Here is a 19277-nt window from a genome sequence, read left to right as displayed (position 1 = left end):
CATGACACCAAGCCCACTCGCCCGCCGCCTGATCGATCAGTTCCAGCATGGCCTGCCGTTGTGCGCCGAACCCTATCGGGCAATGGCCGATGCCCTGGGTTGCAGCGAAGCCCAGGTGCTCGATTGCCTGCAGCACCTGCAACTGGCCGGCACCCTGTCGCGGATCGGTCCGGTGTTCGAACACACCCGAGCCGGCGCCAGCACCCTCGCCGCCCTGGCGGTGCCCGTGGACCGATTGCACCAGGTGGCGGCGCGCGTCAGCCAATACCCGGAAGTCAATCACAACTACGCCCGGGAACATCGCTACAACCTTTGGTTCGTGCTGACCGGTCCTGATCGTGCCCACCTGGACAACATTCTCCGGGAACTGGAAGACGACACCGGCCTCACGCCGCTGGACCTGCCCATGCTCACCGCTTACCGCATCGACCTGGGCTTTGCCCTGGAGGCTACCCCATGAACACGACCCTGAGTGAGCACCAGTCACTGCAACTGCGCCGTCTGCTGGAGACCGGCCTGCCCCTGACATCACGCCCCTTCCAGGCCCTGGCCGAGCAGATCGACGCCAGCGAACAACAGGTTCTCGACCAGATGCACCACTGGCATGAACAGGGTTTGTTCCGCCGCGTCGGCCTGGTGGTCAATCACCGCGCATTGGGTTTTGCCGCCAACGCCATGCTGGTGCTGGACGTGCCGGATGCATTGGTCGATGAAGTCGGTCGTCGCCTCGGCCAGGCGCCAGGCATCAGCCTTTGCTATCAACGACCACGACGCTTGCCCCAGTGGCAATACAACCTGTTCTGCATGATTCACGGTCGCCAGCGCGACCGTGTCGAGGCCCAGGTCCTGGCGCTGCTTGAAGAACACCTGCTGGACGACCTGCCCCGCCAGTTGCTGTTCAGCACGCACCTGTTCAAGCAATGCGGCGGGCGTTTCGCCGCACCGGCCGGAGCCCGTATCGATGGATGACCTGGACCGACGCCTGATCAATCGCCTGCAACTGGGTCTGCCGCTGGTACGCCATCCCTGGCAAGCATTGGCCGATGAACTGGACAGCAGCAGTGCCGAACTGCTCGACCGGCTGCACGAGATGCTCAACGACGGCGTACTCACCCGCTTCGGCCCGATGTTCGACATCGACCATCTGGGCGGCGCGTTCACCCTGGCGGCGCTGGCGGTGCCCGAACCGCGTTTCGAGACCATCGCCGAGCTGCTCGCGACCATGCCCGAAGTGGCCCACAACTACCGCCGCGAGCACACCTGGAACATGTGGTTCGTGCTTGCTTGCCCCAGCGAACAGGCGATCAGCGACACCTTGTTGCGTATCGAACGCCTGACCGGCCTGGAGCCGCTGAACCTGCCCAAGGAGGAGACCTACCATGTCGGCCTGTATTTCCCGGTCTGAGCCGTTGCCGCAGACGCCACCTCACCTGGATGAAACGCCTTTGGCCTTGCGGCTGGTGGAACTGACCCAGGACGGTCTGCCCTTGCTCGAAGATCCCTGGGCCTGGCTGGCCGAGCAGCTGGGGCTGAGTGTGGAGTCGACCCTCGACCTGCTCAAGCGTTTGCAGGCCGAAGGCGCGATCCGTCGCATCGCCGCGGTGCCCAATCACTATCGCCTGGGTTATCGCCACAACGGCATGACCGTCTGGGATGTGGCCGACGCCGATTTGCCGCGCCTGGGCGCGCTGCTGGGTGCGCAGCCATTTGTCAGCCATTGCTACCGCCGCCCGCGCCGGGCCGGTTGGCGCTACAACCTGTTTGCCATGGTCCACGGCCGCAGCCGCGAGGAGATCGACAGCTACCGCGAGCACCTGCGCTATCTGCTGGGTGACGCCTGTCGCGCCGACGACATGCTGGTGAGCAGTCGCATTCTGAAAAAGACCGGCCTGCGCCTGTCGCCTGTGGGAGCAAAGCTTGCTCGCGAAACAGCCGCCTCGGTTTCTGAGGGACCGCATCGCGGGCAAGCCTTGCTCCCACAACGAAGGAGCGACTGATGTTGAGGATCAGCCACTACCTGCGCGCCCTGGCCGGTCAATGTCCCGCGCCGCGTGTTGCGCCACCGGGCAGCACACGGCCACCGGTGGTGATCTGGAATCTGCTCAGGCGCTGTAACCTGACTTGCAAACACTGCTACGCCACCTCGGCCGACAGCGTGTTTCGTGATGAGCTGGACACGGCGGCTGCGCTCAAGGTCATCGACGATTTGCATGACGCGGGCGTACGGGTCTTGATCCTGTCCGGTGGCGAGCCGCTGCTGCGCGAGGATCTGTTCCAGCTCAGTGCCTATGCCCGGCGCAAGGGATTTTTCCTGGCCTTGTCCACCAACGGCACGCTGATCGACCCGAGCAACATTGGCCAGATCGAGGCGGCGAACTTCGATTATGTGGGCATCAGCATCGATGGCCTGGAAGCGACTCACGACGCCTTCCGCCAGCTCAAAGGCAGTTTCGCCAGTTCCATGGAGGCCATCAGATTGTGTCGCGAACGAGGGATCCGGGTCGGATTGCGCACCACCCTGACCCAGCAGAACCACGCCCAGTTACCGCGACTGCTGGATCTGATGACTGACTACGACGTGCAGAAATTCTACCTGTCGCACCTCAACTACAGCGGTCGCGGCAAGCGCAGTCGCCAGCTCGACGCCCGGCAACAGATGAGCCGCGAGGCCATGACCCTGATCTTCGAGCGAGCCTGGAGCGACATCCTGCACGGTCGCGACACGGACTTCGTCAGCGGTAACAACGACGCTGATGCGGTACTGTTGCTGCAATGGGTGGCCTGGCGCCTGCCCCATCACTACGCCGAACTGGAACGCATGCTCAAGGCTTGGGGCGGCAACGCCTCGGGCAGCGGCATTGCCAACATCGACAACACCGGTGAGGTACATCCCGACACTTACTGGTGGCAGCACTCGGTGGGCAACGTGCGCCAGACCCCCTTTCGCACACTCTGGCTCGAACGGCCCGACGCGCTGTTGCAAAAACTGCGCGAGCATCCGCGCACCGTAGGTGGCCGTTGCGGACAGTGTCGTTGGCTGGCCATCTGCAACGGCAACACCCGCACACGCGCCTGGGCCGACGGCGACCTGTGGGGTCAGGACCCCGGCTGCCACCTCAGCGATGACGAAATTGGCTTGCACGCGCTCCCCAGCGCTTTGATTCCCAGCGTTGCACTGCCCTGCGCCCGATAACCCGACGGCGAACCTGATGATGAACCAAGGAAGTCCCATGTCTGCCTCTATCGTTCTGCCCGCTGCCCTGCAATCGTCCTTCAGACCGGGGGAAGTCGCGCTGGTCGGTGCCGGTCCCGGTGACCCGGGCCTGCTGACGTTGCGTGCCTGGAGCCTGTTGATGCAGGCCGACGCGGTGGTCTACGACCGCCTGATCAGTGCGCAACTGCTGAACCTGATCCCGCTGACCTGCGCCCGGCACTACGTCGGCAAGGCCGCCGGTTGCCACAGCCTGCCCCAGGCACAGATCAACCAATTGCTGGCCGACCTCGCGGATCAGGGGCAGCGGGTGGTCCGGCTCAAGGGCGGCGATCCGTTCATCTTCGGTCGCGGTGCCGAAGAACTGGAATACTTGCTGGCGCGTGGCATCGATTGCCAGGTGGTACCCGGTATCACTGCCGCATCCGGTTGCAGCGCCTACGCCGGCATTCCGCTGACCCATCGCGACCTGGTCAACTCCTGCCGTTTCATCACCGGCCACTTGCAGCGCGAAGGTGATTTGAACCTGCCATGGCAAAGCCTGGCGGATGACAGCCAGACCCTGGTGTTCTACATGGGCTTGTCGAACCTGGGCAGCATTGCCGCGCGGCTAATGGCGGCAGGCCTGGCCGCTGATACGCCGGCGGCGTTGATCAGCAACGGCACTCGTCCCGACCAGCAAGTGCTCCGTGGCACCCTGCAACAACTGCCGGCCATGGCACTGGATTGCGTCGAAGGCCTGCCGACATTGACGGTGATCGGTAAGGTGGTCGGCTTGTTTGCCCAGCAGCCAATGCAGCATCCAGCGCGCGTTCATCCCATCCCCCAGGCTTTGAAGGTGGCGCTATGAGACGCTGCTGGGTTGCGATGCTGTGGATCGGTGCAAGCCATGGCGCCGTTACCACCGGCGCCGAGCTGGAACAGGCCGAGCGCAATTACCAGCAGCTCTGCCAACAATGTCATGGTGTGAATCGCATCGGCGGCGCCGGGCCTGCGTTGCTGCCCCAGAGCCTGGGCCGGATCAAACCCAGCGAAATCCGCCAGGTGATCGAGAACGGTCGCCCGGCCAGTCAGATGGCGGCCTTCGGTGCGCTGCTGGAGCCTGCGCAAATCGACGCCCTGGCGCTTTATCTCCAGCGCCCGCCCGCCGTCGCGCCAAACTGGAATGAAGAGGATATTCGCCAAAGCCATCGGGTGCTGGTGGACGTCGCCACATTGCCCGACCACCCCCAACACAGGGCGGACCCGCTGAACCTGTTCGTGGTGGTGGAAGCCGGCGACCACCATGTCGCGGTGGTCGACGGGGATCGCTTCGAAGTGCTCGCGCGCTTCGCCTCGCACTTTGCAGTGCATGGCGGCCCCAAGTTTTCCCCGGACGGACGTTTTGTCTACCTGGCGTCGCGCGATGGCTGGATCAGTCTGTATGACCTGCACAACCTCAAACTGATTGCCGAGGTGCGGGCCGGGCTCAATACTCGCAACCTGGCGGTGAGCAAGGACGGTCGCTGGGTGCTGGTGGGCAACTCGCTACCCGGCAATCTGGCGGTGCTGGATGCAAGGGACTTGTCACTGGTCAAGACGATCGCGACGCTGGGCAGTGATGGCCAGGCTTCGCGGGTCAGCGCGGTCTACACCGCTGCGCCGCGCAACAGCTTCATCGTCGCACTCAAGGATGTGGAAGAGGTTTGGGAACTGTCCACCGGTCCGAACCCGGACTTCCTGCCCAGGCGCATCAAGGTCCAGGATCATCTGGACGATTTTTCCTTCTCACCCGACTACCGCCAGTTGCTCGCCACCTCGCGCAAGGCCCAGGGTGGACAGGTGATCGATCTCGACAGTGGCCAGGTGGTCACCGACATCAGTCTGCCGGGCATGCCGCACCTGGGCTCGGGCACCTATTGGCAGCGCGATGGCCGCTGGGTGTTCGCGACCCCCAACATCAGCAAAGGACTGGTGTCGGTGATCGACATCAACACCTGGAAAGTCATCCGGCAGATCCCTACCCTCGGGCCGGGTTTCTTCCTGCGCAGCCATGCCAACTCACGCTATGCCTGGACTGACGTGTTCTTCGCCGCCGGCAACGATGCCATCCACCTGATCGACAAACAAACCCTGGAAATCGCCCACACCTTGCGCCCCATGCCCGGCAAAACCGCCGCCCACGTCGAATTTACCCATGACGGCCGTTACCTGCTGCTGAGCATCTGGGACACCGATGGCGCGCTGATCGTCTATGACAGCAACACCCTCAAGGAAATCAAACGCCTGCCCATGAACAAACCTTCGGGCAAATACAACGTGGGCAACAAGATCGAATTTGCCGAAGGTACGTCTCACTGAACGGGTGATAAGGGCAAACCTGCTCGCCTCAGCGGGAGCAGGTTGCGGGTTCAATGACTCATCGGCGACATGGCGGTTGCCTGTCCCAGCAGCTTCTGATCAATGTCTTCCAGGCGCAGCACCCGGCCGCCGGTATCGCTGGCAAGTTTTTCCGCCGCCTGGACGTCGGCGAACGTGGCCAGCACGACGCCCATGGCACCCTTGAGCTTGGAGCCGATGACGAAATAGGCGGTCCGCGCATCGATCAGGTGCGCATCATCCGGGGTATTCCAGTGGCTGCGCCCCATGTCGTGGACGTACAGCTGGACGTCGGCCCGATGGTTCTCCGGCTGCAGCCACCAACCGAGCATCTCGGCCGGCGAGCAGAACTTTTTCACGCCGCTGGCGGTCGCTGCCGCACCCTTGGGTCCGGGAAAATCCGTGATGACCATGCCGCACACATGGCACTCGTCGCTGGGGTGGAACGCCAGCACCGCCTCAGTGGCCGGTGGCGGCTCAGTCTTGCCGCATGCCACCAGCGCCAGGCACACCAACACCCCGGCCAGGACTCGGCCCGTATTCGAATACAGCCTGTTCATCGTTACATGCTCCCTTTATCAAGATCAGAATTCACGGGCACCGGCGGTTGAACAATCGATAGGCCAGCCACAACGGCACAGCCATCCACAACCACAGGCACAGCCAGAGCCAAGGCCCGGGCACCGGCAGGTCGCTGCCCAGGGTCAGCACTGCCGCGCCGTTGGAACCGGTGTCGAACCCCGACAGGTTGATCAGCCGATACACATCGGTGGGGTTGAACAGCAACAGCCATGGCAGCAGGTCCGCACTGAAGCGGCCCTCGCTCAGCACCAGCAGTGCCAGCAACGCCAGGTCAAACACCAGCACGAAGAAAAACCACACCCCCAGCGCCAGGCCGGCGGCGGTGGATTTCTCCGCCGACAGGCTGCTCAGCACATAGGCCAGCCCCAAAAAAACCCAACCCAACAGCGTGCTGGAGACGATGAAGCGGCCAAAGGCCCAGAGCAGCAAGCTCAGCTCGATATCGTCCACCAGCAGGGCGATGGCGAACATCGCGCAACCAAAGCCGATCAGGGTCGCCAGCGCCAGAATCAGGCCGTGACCGACAAACTTGCCCAGCAGCAACTGGCCGCGCCCCAACGGATACGTCAGCAACAGCAGCAAGGTGCCGCTCTCGTCCTCGCCGACAATCGCGTCATAGGCCAGCAGCAACGCGATCAACGGCATCAGGAACGTTGCCAGGCAGGCCAGGCTCGCCACCGTTGCCGGCACCGAGGTAAAACCCAGCTGGCCGGACGCCGCCGCGCCAAGCCAGGCGATGCCGATGGCCAGCACAGCGAACAACAGACTGATCGCCAACAACCAGCGGTTGCGCAAGCCGTCACTGAATTCCTTGCGGGCCATGTTCCAGATCGGGTTCATGAGCCGGCCTCCTCGGTCGCCGCGCGAACCATGTAATAGCGGTACAAGTCTTCCAGGGACGGCGGTTTGATCTCGACATCCGCCGGATCATCCTGGGCCAGTAACTGGCGCAGCAATTTGAGTTTGCTGCCATCCGGCGCGGACACCTGCAGCCCTTGCGCGCCCCAGCCTTGGGTGGCGTGCCCTTCGCTGCGCCAATGCTGGCGAAGCCAATCGGCCCGTGACAGACCCGAGGCGCGGATCAACGTCGGCAGCCCCGCGTCCTCGCGCAACCGGTCCAGGCTGCCCAGGGCCAACAGACGACCTTGGGTGAGAATTGCTGCGCGGTTGATGTGCGCTTCCACGCCAGGCAAGACGTGAGAACAAAGAATGATGCTGGTGCCCTGCCAGCGCAGGCGATCGAGCAGTTGATAGAGATCCTGGGTGGCAATGGGGTCCAGGCCAACGGTGGGTTCGTCCAGCAATAGCAGCCGCGGCTGGCCGAGCAAGGCCTGGGCCAGCCCCAGGCGCTGGCGCATGCCCTTGGAGTACGTACGCACGCGCCTCCTGGCCGCTTCCGTCAGCCCGACCTCCTCCAGCAAGCGGTCGACCTGCTCTGGCGCCGCGCCCTTGAGCCGGGCGAAATGGCGCAAGGTTTCCAGGCCGCTCAACTGCGGGTAGAACATCACGTTCTCCGGCAGGTAACCGAGCATTCGGCGCACGCCCGGATCACTCGGCTCGCGGCCAAATACCCGAACCTGACCCTCACTGGCCTGCAGCAGACCGAGTATCAGTTTCATGGTCGTGGTCTTGCCCGCACCGTTGTGCCCGAACAGGCCGAGCGCTTCGCCCTGGGCCAGGTTCAGGTTCAGCTCGCGCAACACGGCGACATTGCCGTAGCGCTGACTGACGCCTTCGATCTCGACGACGTTCAAGACGCGTCCTCCTGATCACTGTTGCGTGGCGGGGGCTGGAGCGGCGCGTGCATCAATGGATGGCTGTCCATCACCCCCGGGGATTTCATAACCGGGAACGCCCGCTGTACCCAGCGCAGCAGCTCGATACCCGGACTGTTCATCAACAGCCGTACCTGGGGGTACAGCCACAGCAGGCGATCGACGTTGTCGTTGGGTTCATAGGCCACGTCCCCCAGACCGTCGCCGTTGCGATCCCAGCCCAGGTAGTCGCTCCAGTAATTGCCGCGCCCGTCCACCGACCATTCCTGCAACCGTGTGGCCACGTATTTGACCTGGCGTTGGTTGCCGGCGAAGACGTTGCCGGTGATGCGGTTGTCTTCCGAGCCGGCGGTCAGGTGGATGCCCACCGCGCTGCGCTCGAAATGATTGCCTTCGATGCAGTTGAACAACGAGTTGTAAATGAACAGGGCCTTGCCCTCGGCACCGGTGATCATGGTGTCGCCGGTGGACCCGTCGCGAACATCGCTGACGACGTTGTCGCGCAGGGTGGAATAGGTGATGTAGTTCATCAGGATCCCGTAGTTCTGATCCTGTTCGGAACGGTTGCCGATGACCGTCAGTTGCCGGCTTTGCATCAAGGCATAACCGGTGCGGGTGCGCCGGGTGACGTTGCCCTCCAGGCGGTTGTCGTTGGCGAACATGTAATGCACGCCGTAGCGCAGGTCCTCCAGGATGTTGCCCTCAAGCAGGTTGCCGTTGGAGGTATCAATGTAGATGCCGTCGCGAGTCTCGCGTACGTGGTTGCCGATCACCCGGGCACCGTGTACTGCGTACAAGTGAATGCCGTTACCCCGGTCCTGGGAGCGCAGCCCGGGATCGCCCTGGATGCGGTTGTCGATCAGGCTGACATCCCGCGCCCCATCGACCCAGATCCCGAAGCCTTGGCCCTGCAGGCGGTTGCCACGAACCACCGCCCCCTGGGCGACAGGCTGGATGAACACCGCAGCATTCATGGCCGTGAGGTCATGCCCCCAGTCCAGGAAGGTGCAGCCCTGGACCTGAACGTTGGGTGCGCGAATGATCAACGTATTGCCCTGGCCCTGCCCCTGAAATACGGCGTCCGGCGCACACGTCAGGCTCATGGGTTGGTCGATGCTGAACGACCCGCGGTATTGCCCCGCGGGCAGGCGCCATTGCTGTTCACCGTCGGCCTGTAAAGGCAGGTCGGTGATCGGCTGCGGCGCTGCAAGCGCGCCGCCCGACAGTCCCAGGAGCACCAGGGCAATGACCGGTGCGCGAGCGTAACCCGTGGGCCGTTGCTGGTTACCGGTCATTGAACCTGTCTCCTCGATGAGCCGACTCAGGCCTTTTCAACCAGCATGCGCCCGACCATTTCCATGTGCAGGGCGTGGCAGAACCAGCTGCAGTAGTACCAATGCAAACCGGCCTTGTCGGCGATGAAGGTGATGGACGAGGTCTGTTGCGGGCTGATCTCCATGCTCACGCCGTGGTTGGTCATGACAAAGCCGTGGGAGACGTCTTCGATCTGGTCGATGTTGGTGATCGTCACCGTCACCTCGTTGCCTTGCTTGACGGTGAACTCCGTCAGGCCATAGGCCGGTGCCATCGAGGTCATGTAGACCCGAACCTTGTTACCGTCACGGATGACCTTGTTGTCGGTCTCCAGGTTGATGCCATCCTTTTTGGCCAAGACCACGGTGTCGGCGAAGTACGGATCGGTGCGGCTCCAGATCTTCTGGGTCTTGATCTGGTCACGCCGGGCGAGGATGCAGTCATGGGGTTCGGCAAAGGCCGGGCCATCGTGTACCAGCTTCATTTCTTCGCCGGAGATGTCGATCAACTGGTCGTTTTCCGGGTGCAACGGACCGGTGGGCAGGAAGCGGTCCTTGGAGAACTTGCACAAGACCACCAGCCATTTGCCGTCCGCCTCGCTGGTTTCGGTCAGGGACGCGTGGTTGTGACCGGGTTGGTACTGCACATCGAGCTTTTGCTTGATGTAGTTGACCTTCTCGCCCTTGTAGGCGCGGATGGCCTCGTCCATGTTCCACTTCACCACCTGACTGTCGATAAACAAGGTGGTGTAGGCATTGCCGCGCCCGTCGTAGGTGGTGTGCAACGGCCCCAGGCCCAATTCCGGTTCAGCGATGATCACCTCGCGCGGGTCTTTGTAGCGGTCGTCGAACAGGTCATCCAGCCGGTCAATGGCGATCATCGAAACGGTGGGCGACAGCTTGCCATTAGCAATGAAGTATTTCCCATCCGGTGAGGTATTGAGCCCATGAGGGTTCTTCGGCACCGGAATGTAGCGGGTGAACGCGCTGTCCTTGCCATCGGTTTTACGACCATCGACCACCGGCACCTTGGAGCCGTCCAGGGTAATGAACTTGCCGGCCTTGATCGCCGCTTCGATGCGCGGGATGTTGAACACCACCACCCAGTCGCGCTCGTTGCGCATCATGCCGCCCAGGTCGTAGGCCTTCTCGGAGTTATAGCAGGTGCTGGCGGCGTACTTGCCGGTGTAGTCGGCGTCGGAGTTGTCCAGATTGCCGTCGACGATCACCTGGAAGGCCATTTCCATTTTTTCGGCGTCGATGGCGTTAAACATCGTGTAGCTGTTCTTGTCTTGCAGGTCGAACGTGCGACCGTCATTGGGGTGCGGGATGACAAATTCGGCGTTAGCGAACACGTACTTGGTGTACGGCACCTTTTGCAGGCGCAGGCCATGAATCGCCTGTACGTTGGGCACGGTGAGAATCTTGTCGCACTTCATGATGTCCAGGCGAATGCGCGCGACCCGGGAATTGGCCTTGTCGTTGATGAACAGGTATTTGCCGTCGTATTTGCCATCGGTCATGGAGATGTGCGGGTGATGGCAGTCGCCGTTCTGGTACTTGGCGCTGTCACCCAGGATGCGCTTGCTTTCGTTGGTCAGCCCCCAACCGGTGGCCGAGTCGACGTTGAACACCGGAATACGCATCAGCTCGCGCATCGACGGCACACCCAGCACCCTCACCTCGCCCTGGTGGCCGCCGCTCCAGAAACCGTAATAGTCGTCCAGCTCGCCGGGGCCGACGTGCACTTTGGACTTGGCTTCCTTGGCCGCTGCGGCCCAGGACTCACGGCTGAACACCGCGCCACCCAACGCCGTGGCGCCGGCCAGCACCGCGCCGGTCACCGCACTTGTGCCCAAAAAGCCTCGACGGCTGACGCCCCTGGGTTCTTCGACCGCGCCGCTGGTTTCGGTTTTTTTATCGCTCATGCTGTGTGCTCCATGAAGAATGAAAGGGTCAAGGGACAGGACATTCGGGGTCTCAAGGCGCCGGGTTCACCTGCACCACGGGAATCAGTTGCGCTTCGGTCGCGCTCGCCTTACCGCGCTTTTTGCGCTTGTTGATCAGTGGCGGGCATTTGTTTTCGTTGTGCCAGGTCATCTGGCAATCGAGGCAGTAGTGACATTCGTTGGCGTTGATCCGGCCATCGGGGTGAATCGCCTGGATCTCGCATTCCTTGGCGCACAGCTGGCAGGGGTTGCCACATTCCTTGCGGCGCTTGAGCCAGTCAAACAGCCGCAGCCGGGTCGGCATCGCCAGGGCGGCACCCAGCGGGCAGATGTAGCGGCAATAGACTTTGCGGGTGAACAGGTTGATCACCAGCAGACCCAGCGCATACGCCACGAACCACCACTGACGGTCGAACCTGAGGGTGATGGCGGTCTTGAAGGGTTCCACCTCGGCCAACCGTTCGGCGCTGGACATCGACTCCAGCGAGATGCCGAACAGCACCAGCAAAATGATGTATTTGATTGCCCAGAGTCGCTCGTGGACGGCGAACGGCAGCTCGTACTGCGGCACTTTCAGCTTGCGCGCCAGTTCGTTGAGCAACTCCTGCAGCGCACCGAACGGACACAACCAGCCGCAGAACACCCCACGCCCCCACAGCAGAATGCTGGCGGCGGTGAACACCCAGAGGATGAAAATCAGCGGGTCGGTGAGGAACAGTTCCCAACGAAAGCCTTCGAACAGGGCGTGAACGAAGGTCAGCACATTGACCACCGACAACTGGGCCAATGCATAACCCCCAAGAAACACCACGGTGAACATCAGGTAGCCGCGACGCAGCCAGTGCAGCAGTTTCGGTCGCCGGGCCAGCGCATCCTGCAGGAACAGGATCGCCGTGAGCACCAGCAGGGCCACACCCAGTACGGTGATCTCGAGGCTTTTCTGGTACCAGAGGGTCAACCACATCGGTCGGCTGGCCTCTTCGGCCGCCGCCAACTGCTCAGCCGTCGGCAATGGCCTTTCCAGATAAGGCTCGGGCAATTGATAAGTCAGTTCGAAGCTGCTGAAGGTGCCGCTGACAGGCCCGGTCTGACGACGCACCAGCAGTTCCAGGCTCCAGGGCGAACCCGGGTCGAAACGGTGGGCGGCGCGGACGATGAAGATCGCCATCTCGTCGAACTCCGGCATGTCCGCGGCCGCCACATCGTCCAGACGCTGGAAGTCCAGGTCGCGAAAGCTGATGGCATCGCCGAACTGACGCACCTGCACGCGATCGAAAATGCCGCCGCGCACATACCCCGAACCCTTGAAGGAATAGCGACCGCTGCCCATCACGGCGATGGCCTGCTCGCCGGGCTTGAGCTCGGCCATCAGCGTGCGGTATTGCGCCTCGCCCAGCAGGTTGCGGCCGATGGTGGGCGGGTTCAGATGGGTGACGTACAGGTCGATGAAGGTGGCGTCTGCTTGCTCGGCGCTGGCGGCCTCCACTCCCTCGGCCTCGGTCCCCTTGAAGGAAGCGTCCGCCTGGCCGCGGGTCAGGTGCAGGCGACGCACCGCGCCGTTACCGGTCAAGGTCGTCCAGTCGGCGGGTTCGTAAAGGTCTTCACGCACCCGGGCCGGCGCCACCGCCAGCCCCGCGTCACCCTTGACCAGTTCCAGGGAGACCGCGACATCGTGAGCGGCGCGCATGATGACCTCATTGACCACCATCGCCGTCACGGTGGCGCCGGCAATTGCATCCACCGTCACCGCATTCGGGTCACTGGAGTGCCCCACCACCACCCGTTGGTTGACCTTGATGCCGCTGTAGCGGGCGCTAAAAGCGTGGAGCTTTTCTTCGGCAATACCGATCAGCAGAATCGGTTCGTGGTGTTCAAGCACAAAAGCATCGAGGATCACACCAGCCGGGTCGAGGATCACCTGGACGTTGATGGGCTTGCCCGAGTAAGCGGGAATGTCCACAACGTCGAGGCTTTGAAACACGTATCCCAGAACCTTGCCGGCAGCGGACAGCCTGCGCACCTTGTACGGCCCTTCGGGTTCGGAGATCGCGTCGGTCTGTTTCAGGACGTGGTGGATGCGCTGTTGCGGGGTGTCACCGTAGTCCCTGGCCTGGGCAAGGCTGGTGAACAAAAGCAGTAGAACCGACAGTCCATAAAGCCAGAAACGGGATGGGGGCAATATCACAAAAGGACGGGTCATGGACGCCAGGTCTTGGGGACAGGAACTTGGCGCTCATGGTAGGGGCCGCGCCCATGCTCGGCCCTTGATTGAAATCAACTTGGGAAAATTTGCCGCGACCAACACAAAAGCAGTTCGACGCTGGAGCCAGTGAAGATCACCACCGTGGAGCAGCGCTTCTGCGGGTCTGTTCCGGCGCATTTTTATTGCACGAGCGTCAATCAACCCGGTCGGATACTTGTCAGCGCGGTGACTCAGGCGCCATTCTCCCCGTGCCGCCGTTTCGCAAGTAAAGCCTCAATGCGCTACGCAAACGCACACCAAGGAACGCTCCATGCCCCAACGCTCCGCTCCCACCGCCCCATTGCCTGAAAACACCGGCTTCGTCCGGGTGCGTGGCGCCCGCGAACACAATCTCAAAAATGTCGACGTCGACATCCCCCGCGATGCCCTGGTGGTATTCACTGGCGTGTCGGGGTCGGGCAAGTCGTCGCTGGCCTTTTCCACGCTTTATGCCGAAGCCCAGCGCCGCTATTTCGAGTCCGTCGCACCCTATGCCCGACGCCTGATCGACCAGGTGGGCGTGCCGGACGTGGACAGCATCGAAGGCCTGCCGCCAGCGGTGGCCTTGCAACAACAGCGCGGCACCCCCAGCGCACGCTCCTCGGTAGGCAGCGTCACCACCTTGTCGAGCCTGATCCGCATGCTCTACTCCCGGGCCGGGAGCTACCCGGCCGAGCAACCCATGCTCTACGCCGAGGATTTTTCGCCCAACACGCCTCAGGGCGCCTGCCAGCAATGCCATGGCCTGGGTCGGGTCTATGAAGTGACCGAAGCGTCCATGGTGCCGGACCCTTCGCTGACCATCCGCGAGCGCGCCGTGGCGGCCTGGCCCATGGCCTGGCAGGGCCAGAACCTGCGGGACATCCTGGTGACCCTGGGTTATGACGTCGACATCCCCTGGCGCGACCTGCCGAAAAAGCAGCGTGACTGGATTCTCTTCACCGAAGAAACCCCAACCGTCCCGGTGTACGCCGGGCTCACCCCGGCCCAGACCCGCACGGCCCTCAAGCGCAAACTCGAACCCAGCTATCAAGGCACGTTCAGTGGCGCCCGACGCTACCTGCTGCACACGTTCATGCACTCCCAAAGCGCCCAGATGCGCAAACGCGTGGCGCAATACATGCGCGCCAGCCCTTGCCCGGTGTGCGAGGGTAAACGCCTCAAGCGCCAGGCGCTGACGGTGACCTTCGCCGGCCTGGACATCGCCGAACTGTCCCACCTGCCGTTGCTGGAGCTGGCCGAGGTGCTCAAGGGCGTTGCCGCCCCCGCTTATCTGGCACAAGCCGAGGAACCGGGAACAACCCTCACCCACCAGCAAACCCGAGAGGCCCGCGAGCAACGCGCCGCCCGCGGTGAAAATCCCCACGCCGGTGGGCCTGATGCACGCCACACCCACAATCTTTCCCTGGAAAAACGCCTGGCCGCCCAACGCATCGCCACTGAATTGCTGGAGCGCATCGTCACCCTCATCGATCTGGGCCTCGGCTACCTGGCCATGGAGCGCAGCACACCGACGCTGTCTTCCGGCGAGCTGCAACGCCTGCGCCTGGCAACCCAGCTCAACTCCCAGCTGTTCGGCGTGATCTATGTGCTGGATGAACCCTCTGCCGGCCTGCACCCGGCCGACAGCGAAGCGCTGTTCCAGGCCCTGCAACGCCTCAAGGCCTCGGGTAATTCAGTGTTTGTGGTCGAACACGACCTGGACACCATGCGCCGCGCCGACTGGCTCATCGACGTCGGCCCCGACGCGGGTGAACAAGGCGGGAAAATCCTCTACAGCGGCCCACCCGCCGGCCTGCGGCAGGTACCGGAGTCACGCACCCGTGCCTACCTGTTTGCCGAGGACAGCGCTACGGGGCGTACGCCTCGGACACCCAAGGACTGGTTGCGCCTGGAAGGCATCACCCGCAACAATCTGGATAACCTGAGCGCCGCCTTTCCCCTGGGTTGCTTCAGCGCTGTGACCGGCATTTCCGGCTCGGGTAAATCCAGCCTGGTCAGCCAGGCCCTGCTGGACTTGGTGGGCAGCCATCTGGGCCAGGCCAGCCACAACGCCGAAGCCGATGAACAAAGCCTGGAGGATGAACCGCTGCAAACCAGCAGTGGCCACGTCACCGCCGGGCTCGAGGCGGTCAAGCGACTGGTCCAGGTGGACCAGAAACCCATCGGCCGCACCCCGCGCTCCAACCTCGCCACCTACACCGGGCTGTTCGATCACGTACGTAAATTGTTCGCCGCCACGCCGCAGGCGCGGGAACTGGGTTTCGATGCCGGACAGTTCTCCTTCAACGTCGCCAAAGGCCGTTGCGAAACCTGCGAGGGCGAGGGCTTCGTCAGCGTCGAGTTGTTGTTCATGCCCAGCGTGTATGCACCCTGCCCCACGTGCCACGGGGATCGCTACAACCCCCAGACCCTTGAAGTGAACTGGCAGGGGCTGAACATTGCTCAGGTGTTGCAACTGACCGTGAACCAGGCGCTTGAGGTGTTTGCCGAGCAGGCATCGGCCAAGCGCTCACTGCAAGTGCTGCAGGATATCGGGCTGGGTTACCTGCGTTTGGGCCAACCGGCCACGGAACTGTCCGGCGGCGAGGCCCAGCGCATCAAACTGGCGACCGAGCTGCAACGCAAAGCCCGGGGCGCCACCTTGTACGTGCTGGATGAGCCAACCAACGGCTTGCATCCCCAGGACGTGGATCGCTTGCTGGTGCAGTTGAATCGCCTGGTGGATGAAGGCCACAGCGTGGTTGTGGTGGAACATGACATGCGCGTAGTTGCGCAGAGTGATTGGGTCATCGACATCGGCCCGGGCGCTGGGAACCAAGGCGGAAAAGTCGTGGTATGCGGGGCTCCGGCGAAGGTCGCCGAATGTCAGGAAAGTCGAACGGCGGCCTTTCTGGGCAGAGTGCTGCAACCCGGAAATTGAAGTGCGACCTGCCTGGCGCACTCCCTGTGGCAAGGGGATTTATCCCCGCTGGCTGCGCAGCCAGCGGGAAGGGCCAGCTCTCGTCATGACGTCAAACCGTACGCGAATACTGCACCGTCTGGTCCACGCCCAAGTACGCGTCGAAAGCCATCGCCACGTTGCGCATCATCAATTGCCCCTGGGGCAGCAGCACCAGTGAGTCGGGGTGGATCTCCAGCAGTCCGTCGCGCACCAGCTCCTGAAGCCGGACCAGGGCATCGGCAAAGTACGCGTTGAAACCCACACCGTGACTGATCTGGATCCGGGCGAAATCGATCCGTCCATGGCACATCAATTCGCTGATGACCTCGCGGCGCAACCGATCATCGTCGCTCAGGCGATAGCCGCGCTGCACTGGCAGCAGGCCTTGATCCAGGCGAGCGTAATACTGGGAAAGCTCCTTGACGTTCTGACCATAGCTGTCACCGACCTTACCGATCGAGGACACACCCAGCCCGATTAAATCGCAATCGGCATGGGTGGAATACCCCTGAAAGTTGCGCTGCAACGTGCCCTGGGCCCGGGCGCGTACCAGCTCGTCGTCCGGCAAGGCAAAATGATCCATGCCGATGTAGACATAACCGGCTTCGGTCAGACGATTGATCGTCAGTTCGAGCAACTCCAGCTTGCGTTCTGGCGGCGGCATGTCTTCGGGCCGGATCATCCGTTGCGCCCGCACCCGTTGCGGCAGATGCGCATAGCTGTAGGCGGCAATCCGGTCGGGACGCAGGGCGATGATCTTGCTCAGGGTGACATCGAAACTGGCAATGGTTTGCAGCGGCAAGCCGTAGATCAGATCAACGCTGACGGACTTGAAACGCGCCACGCGGGCGGCTTCCACCAACTCGACAACCTGTGCCTCGCTCTGCACCCGATTGACCGCGGCCTGCACCTGGGCATCGAAATCCTGGACGCCGAAGCTCAGGCGATTGAACCCCAGCTGGCGCAGCCCCTGGATCTGTTGCGCATCGATAGTGCGCGGATCGACCTCGATGGAAAACTCATGGGCATCGCTGTCATCCATGTCGAACGCCTGGTGCAGACAGTCCATCAGCTCGGCCAGTTGCTCATGGGTCAGATAGGTCGGTGTACCGCCGCCCAGGTGCAGTTGAGTCAGTTTGCGCGAGCGATCGAACAACGTCGCCTGCAGGGCAATTTCGCGCTTGAGGTAAGTCAGGTATTCAGTGGCGCGATGGGTCTTGCGGGTAATGATTTTGTTGCACGCGCAGTAGTAGCAAAGGCTCTGGCAAAACGGAATATGGATGTAGACCGACAAGGGCTTGGGCACCGGGGCCTGGTTGCTCAGCTCGGCGGCCTGGCGGTATTCATCCATGGCAAACGCCTGATGGAACTGCGGTGCCGTCGGATAGGAGGTGTAGCGCGGCCCCGGACGGTCGTACTTCTCGACCAGGGCGCGATTGAAAGCGGAGGCAGCGTTCATGATGGGGTCAACCTGTCAAAAGGGCCGGGCAAAACGCCTGCGTCGTGCGGATCTGGGTCGAACAGATTGCAGATCGCATCCACACTCAGGCGCCCGGCGGGCAAAATGCCGATAAAACGGCTGGTCAAGTCGATCAAACCCTTGCTGCGCAACGCCTCCAGCTGTGGCCAGATGGATGCGAAATAATCGCGCAACACCAGCCCGAACCGCGCCTCCATGGCCGGAATATCCAGCTCCAGGTCGCAGGAAAGTTGCTCGGTCACCGCGGCCCTGAGCAGGTCCTGCGCCTCACAGCGCCAGCCGCGCCACACAGGCAACTGCCCGGCGTCCAACTGCCGGCAGTACTCAAGCAGGTCATCGGTGTTCTGCACGTACAAGTGTTCGATCTGGGTGATGGCCGACAGGCCGAAACCCAAGTGGTCACAGCAACCGCGCCGGGTGAAGCCCTGGCAATTGCGATGCAGGCGTCCGTGCTCTTGGGCGACGGCCAGATCATCGTCTGCCCTGACGAACTGCCCCAGCCCGATGTAGTGATAACCCGCACCGGTCAGTTGCTCGCAGCAGATCCGGCGCATGGTGTCTGTATCGGCCTGGCTGCTGAAGGCACCCGTGGCCTGAAGTTTTTTTGAACGATAGCGATACGGCGCATGGGCGTAGTCGAACACCTGCAGCCGGTCTGGCTCCAGCTCGATCAGCGTGGCCAGTTTGCGCGCGAAGCTGTGGGGTGTTTGCCAGGCATGGCCATAACCGAGGTCGATGTTGATGGAACGGAAACCGAAGGTTCGCGCCGCATCGATCAGTGAATGAATCGGTGCCGGGTTCTGATAGCAATCCACGGACAAATCGCTGTCCAGACCAATGTCCGGCACACCGATGCTGACGTGGGTAAACCCCTGGTCGCGAATCAGCCCCATGGTGGACCAGTCGGTGTGATGCAGATCGACCTCGATGCTGTGTTCGGCGCTGTCGTATTCACAGAACTCAAAGCGCTTGCGCAGATCATCCATCAGCCGCTGCAAATGGGCGATCACCGGCGTGCCGCCAGTCAGGCAGAACGCCTCGACCCGACGCCCTGCACCCAAGTGGCAACCGACCAGGCCGATTTCATAGGTCAGGTGTTGCAGATAGCCCTCGATCTCGCCACACCGGCACACGCTCGCCAGGGGCGAACACGATGACAAACGCAAGCGCGAAGGCAGATGCACCGCCAGGGACAGCGGCCGCCGTTTAGAACGGCTGTCGCGCAACTCCCGGAGCAGATCAAGCGAGCCAACCCCCGTATGGAATTTGCGCGTACCGACCGGGCAATCGAGATCAGCCACCGCCGGGGTAAGGGGCGGGGGTCGATCGCCGAGGGTGTGGAACAGGTCGAACATGACAATCTCCGAATGGCTGCGCAGGCACAGTGTCGGACTTAACCCGGTGGGTCGCCTTGACCTGTATC

At 62.6% G+C, this 19277-nt stretch carries 16 protein-coding genes; 8 read left to right on the top strand and 8 right to left on the bottom strand.

The window, feature by feature from the left end; all coding sequences use genetic code 11:
* Position 1: 1 nt before the first annotated feature.
* From PSH57_RS13540 to PSH57_RS13510, 7 genes are read left to right on the top strand one after another with little or no spacing between them, the layout of a single operon-like run.
* Positions 2-460 carry an Lrp/AsnC family transcriptional regulator gene (locus PSH57_RS13540; RefSeq protein WP_305390070.1) on the top strand — a complete coding sequence of 153 codons (459 nt, stop codon included), beginning with the start codon at positions 2-4 and terminating at the stop codon, positions 458-460.
* Positions 457-969 (top strand): siroheme decarboxylase subunit beta, encoded by a 513-nt coding sequence (gene ahbB, locus PSH57_RS13535; RefSeq protein ID WP_305390068.1) that lies wholly within the window; start codon positions 457-459, stop codon positions 967-969. The genes PSH57_RS13540 and ahbB (PSH57_RS13535) overlap by 4 nt, the downstream gene beginning before the upstream one ends.
* The gene (locus PSH57_RS13530; RefSeq protein ID WP_305390067.1) at positions 962-1405 is read left to right on the top strand and encodes an Lrp/AsnC family transcriptional regulator; all 444 of its coding nucleotides are present in this window, start codon (positions 962-964) and stop codon (positions 1403-1405) included. The genes ahbB (PSH57_RS13535) and PSH57_RS13530 overlap by 8 nt, the downstream gene beginning before the upstream one ends.
* Positions 1380-1997 carry a siroheme decarboxylase subunit beta gene (ahbB, locus tag PSH57_RS13525; protein ID WP_305390066.1) on the top strand — a complete coding sequence of 206 codons (618 nt, stop codon included), beginning with the start codon at positions 1380-1382 and terminating at the stop codon, positions 1995-1997. The genes PSH57_RS13530 and ahbB (PSH57_RS13525) overlap by 26 nt, the downstream gene beginning before the upstream one ends.
* Entirely contained in the window at positions 1997-3193 is a 1197-nt protein-coding gene (nirJ, locus tag PSH57_RS13520; RefSeq protein WP_305390065.1) for a heme d1 biosynthesis radical SAM protein NirJ, read from the top strand. The genes ahbB (PSH57_RS13525) and nirJ overlap by 1 nt, the downstream gene beginning before the upstream one ends.
* 37 nt (positions 3194-3230) lie before the next feature.
* Entirely contained in the window at positions 3231-4061 is an 831-nt protein-coding gene (cobA, locus tag PSH57_RS13515; RefSeq protein WP_305390064.1) for a uroporphyrinogen-III C-methyltransferase, read from the top strand.
* On the top strand, positions 4058-5551 hold the full coding sequence (locus tag PSH57_RS13510; protein WP_305390063.1) for a nitrite reductase: 1494 nt from the start codon (positions 4058-4060) through the stop codon (positions 5549-5551). The genes cobA and PSH57_RS13510 overlap by 4 nt, the downstream gene beginning before the upstream one ends.
* A 50-nt stretch (positions 5552-5601) precedes the next feature.
* Here the strand turns inward: PSH57_RS13510 and PSH57_RS13505 are convergent, their stop codons facing one another.
* From PSH57_RS13505 to nosR, 6 genes are read right to left on the bottom strand one after another with little or no spacing between them, the layout of a single operon-like run.
* Positions 5602-6129 carry a nitrous oxide reductase accessory protein NosL gene (locus PSH57_RS13505; RefSeq protein WP_305390062.1) on the bottom strand — a complete coding sequence of 176 codons (528 nt, stop codon included), beginning with the start codon at positions 6127-6129 and terminating at the stop codon, positions 5602-5604.
* Positions 6130-6160: 31 nt separating this feature from the next.
* Entirely contained in the window at positions 6161-6991 is an 831-nt protein-coding gene (locus tag PSH57_RS13500; protein ID WP_305390061.1) for an ABC transporter permease, read from the bottom strand.
* A complete protein-coding gene (locus PSH57_RS13495) occupies positions 6988-7905 on the bottom strand; it encodes an ABC transporter ATP-binding protein (RefSeq protein WP_305390060.1) in 918 nt (305 codons plus the stop codon). Before PSH57_RS13495 ends, PSH57_RS13500 begins: the two co-directional genes overlap by 4 nt.
* Positions 7902-9221: a nitrous oxide reductase family maturation protein NosD gene (locus PSH57_RS13490; protein ID WP_305390059.1), complete on the bottom strand. Its 1320-nt coding sequence runs from the start codon at positions 9219-9221 to the stop codon at positions 7902-7904. The genes PSH57_RS13495 and PSH57_RS13490 overlap by 4 nt, the downstream gene beginning before the upstream one ends.
* A gap of 26 nt (positions 9222-9247) precedes the next feature.
* Positions 9248-11167 carry a TAT-dependent nitrous-oxide reductase gene (gene nosZ, locus PSH57_RS13485; protein WP_305390057.1) on the bottom strand — a complete coding sequence of 640 codons (1920 nt, stop codon included), beginning with the start codon at positions 11165-11167 and terminating at the stop codon, positions 9248-9250.
* A gap of 52 nt (positions 11168-11219) precedes the next feature.
* Positions 11220-13388, bottom strand: a complete 2169-nt coding sequence (nosR, locus tag PSH57_RS13480; RefSeq protein ID WP_305390056.1) for a transcriptional regulator NosR — start codon at positions 13386-13388, stop codon at positions 11220-11222.
* Between the two features lie 313 nt (positions 13389-13701).
* Between nosR and PSH57_RS13475 the strand changes: the two genes are divergently transcribed.
* Complete coding sequence (locus PSH57_RS13475) at positions 13702-16353, top strand: excinuclease ABC subunit UvrA (RefSeq protein ID WP_305390055.1); 2652 nt, start codon at positions 13702-13704, stop codon at positions 16351-16353.
* A gap of 91 nt (positions 16354-16444) precedes the next feature.
* On the opposite strand, the gene hemN is transcribed toward PSH57_RS13475, so the two are convergent.
* Together hemN and PSH57_RS13465 are read right to left on the bottom strand one after the other, a co-directional pair.
* A complete protein-coding gene (gene hemN, locus PSH57_RS13470; protein WP_305390053.1) occupies positions 16445-17833 on the bottom strand; it encodes an oxygen-independent coproporphyrinogen III oxidase in 1389 nt (462 codons plus the stop codon).
* Positions 17830-19209: an oxygen-independent coproporphyrinogen III oxidase gene (locus PSH57_RS13465; protein ID WP_305390052.1), complete on the bottom strand. Its 1380-nt coding sequence runs from the start codon at positions 19207-19209 to the stop codon at positions 17830-17832. The genes hemN and PSH57_RS13465 overlap by 4 nt, the downstream gene beginning before the upstream one ends.
* Positions 19210-19277: the final 68 nt, after the last annotated feature.

The sequence above is a fragment of the Pseudomonas hefeiensis genome (assembly GCF_030687835.1).
GTDB lineage: Bacteria > Pseudomonadota > Gammaproteobacteria > Pseudomonadales > Pseudomonadaceae > Aquipseudomonas > Aquipseudomonas hefeiensis.
The sequence above is the reverse complement of the archived record's forward strand: the minus strand, read 5'-3'. Positions and strand labels throughout refer to the sequence as shown.

Coding starts and splice junctions, on each gene's coding strand:
- PSH57_RS13540 (WP_305390070.1), top strand. CDS start 2: ATGACACCAAGCCCACTCGCCCGCCGCCTGATCGATCAGTTCCAGCAT.
- ahbB (WP_305390068.1), top strand. CDS start 457: ATGAACACGACCCTGAGTGAGCACCAGTCACTGCAACTGCGCCGTCTG.
- PSH57_RS13530 (WP_305390067.1), top strand. CDS start 962: ATGGATGACCTGGACCGACGCCTGATCAATCGCCTGCAACTGGGTCTG.
- ahbB (WP_305390066.1), top strand. CDS start 1,380: ATGTCGGCCTGTATTTCCCGGTCTGAGCCGTTGCCGCAGACGCCACCT.
- nirJ (WP_305390065.1), top strand. CDS start 1,997: ATGTTGAGGATCAGCCACTACCTGCGCGCCCTGGCCGGTCAATGTCCC.
- cobA (WP_305390064.1), top strand. CDS start 3,231: ATGTCTGCCTCTATCGTTCTGCCCGCTGCCCTGCAATCGTCCTTCAGA.
- PSH57_RS13510 (WP_305390063.1), top strand. CDS start 4,058: ATGAGACGCTGCTGGGTTGCGATGCTGTGGATCGGTGCAAGCCATGGC.
- PSH57_RS13505 (WP_305390062.1), bottom strand. CDS start 6,129: ATGAACAGGCTGTATTCGAATACGGGCCGAGTCCTGGCCGGGGTGTTG.
- PSH57_RS13500 (WP_305390061.1), bottom strand. CDS start 6,991: ATGAACCCGATCTGGAACATGGCCCGCAAGGAATTCAGTGACGGCTTG.
- PSH57_RS13490 (WP_305390059.1), bottom strand. CDS start 9,221: ATGACCGGTAACCAGCAACGGCCCACGGGTTACGCTCGCGCACCGGTC.
- nosZ (WP_305390057.1), bottom strand. CDS start 11,167: ATGAGCGATAAAAAAACCGAAACCAGCGGCGCGGTCGAAGAACCCAGG.
- nosR (WP_305390056.1), bottom strand. CDS start 13,388: ATGACCCGTCCTTTTGTGATATTGCCCCCATCCCGTTTCTGGCTTTAT.
- PSH57_RS13475 (WP_305390055.1), top strand. CDS start 13,702: ATGCCCCAACGCTCCGCTCCCACCGCCCCATTGCCTGAAAACACCGGC.
- hemN (WP_305390053.1), bottom strand. CDS start 17,833: ATGAACGCTGCCTCCGCTTTCAATCGCGCCCTGGTCGAGAAGTACGAC.
- PSH57_RS13465 (WP_305390052.1), bottom strand. CDS start 19,209: ATGTTCGACCTGTTCCACACCCTCGGCGATCGACCCCCGCCCCTTACC.